Genomic DNA, 618 nt, shown 5'->3' on the forward strand with positions numbered 1-618 from the left:
GGCCAGCACCACGATGATGGCGAGCGCCGTGACGCACTCGATGAGCGTGAAGCCGCGCACCGCACAGGGATGGCTTTGCTGCCATCGGTCCATGGGAAGCGGTAGTGCAAGCACCACGCCAAGGGCACACGGAAGAAGAACCCGCGCCACCACTAGCGATGCCGGCTAGCACGCCCCAAAAGTTGGCAAAACCTGCAGCGGTGGCGTGGAGAAAGGTGGCAGGATTTTCGAGGACGGGCCGAGCGCAATCAGAAGCCGTCGAGAGCTCAGTCGAGTTGTCACTCGTAGCGCAGGCCTTTAGGCCTGCCCTTGATCGCCTGCCTCTCGACCCCGCAATAGGCAGGCCTAAAGGCCTGCGCTACGCGACGGGGCGGGTGACAACAGAAGAGAACTCTGGGATTAGAGCTTCTGGCGAATCCTCTGGCGTGCAGACGCCCATATAGATTCCGGCTCGTCGCGGATGGCGACCATCGGGGAGAGAAGCGCTGCACGCCAGGCTGGGAAGAGCGACGCTGCCATTGCGAGCGCCGCAACGATGACACTAGAGAATACAAACGGAGGCCATCCGAGGTTCTGGACGTCGAATACCTGAAGAAGCAGCCACATTGCACCAATGAC

The 618-nt window shown here is 61.3% G+C and carries 1 protein-coding gene; it reads right to left on the reverse strand.

Going from position 1 to position 618, the window contains the following annotated elements; all coding sequences use genetic code 11:
- Window positions 1–93 (reverse strand): prepilin-type N-terminal cleavage/methylation domain-containing protein (locus tag GEV06_29010; protein ID MPZ21880.1); only part of this gene is annotated, 93 nt, incomplete at its 3' end.
- Between the last annotated feature and the right edge of the window lie 525 nt (window positions 94–618).

The sequence above is a fragment of the Luteitalea sp. genome (assembly GCA_009377605.1).
Lineage (GTDB): Bacteria > Acidobacteriota > Vicinamibacteria > Vicinamibacterales > Vicinamibacteraceae > WHTT01.